The organism is Pseudomonas sp. 30_B (genome assembly GCF_017491605.1).
Taxonomy (GTDB): domain Bacteria; phylum Pseudomonadota; class Gammaproteobacteria; order Pseudomonadales; family Pseudomonadaceae; genus Pseudomonas.
The window spans coordinates 1-454 of the sequence record NZ_JAFGYY010000321.1; the positions used below are offsets into that span (position 1 = coordinate 1).

Genomic DNA, 454 nt, shown 5'->3' on the forward strand with positions numbered 1-454 from the left:
GTGATCTGCGGCTACGCGTCGGAATTCTGCGTCGATTCGGCGGCGCGCCGCGCGGCGCTCCTCGGCTATCGAACGACGGTCGTCTCCGATCTGCACACGACGAACGATCGCGCTCACCTGAGCGCGGCGCAAATCGTCGCGCATCACAATTTCATCTGGAGCCACTGTTCGTTCTCGGGCAACGGCGTTGCGCCGCGGCCGCTCGACGAGGTGATCGCCGCGGAGTTCGCATGACCGTCAAGGCAGTCGTATTCGATTTCGGCGGCGTGCTGATCGACTGGAGCCCCGAGTATCTGTACCGGAAACTGATTCCCGATGAAGCCGAGCGGCGCTGGTTTCTCACGCACGTATGCGGAATGGACTGGGTGGTGAGGCAGGACGGCGGCCAGACGATCGAGGAGGGGACCGCCGAGCGTATCGCGCTGTTTCCCGAGCATGAGGCGCTGATCCGCGC

General features: G+C 64.3%; 1 protein-coding gene and 1 pseudogene. Both read left to right on the forward strand.

What is annotated here, in order from left to right; all coding sequences use genetic code 11:
- The coding region (locus tag J5M67_RS28490; RefSeq protein ID WP_207888685.1) for an isochorismatase family protein at positions 1-234 on the forward strand (234 nt) is incomplete at its 5' end.
- Positions 231-454: pseudogene (locus J5M67_RS28495) on the forward strand (HAD family phosphatase); the annotation flags it as partial. The gene J5M67_RS28490 and the pseudogene J5M67_RS28495, both read left to right, overlap by 4 nt.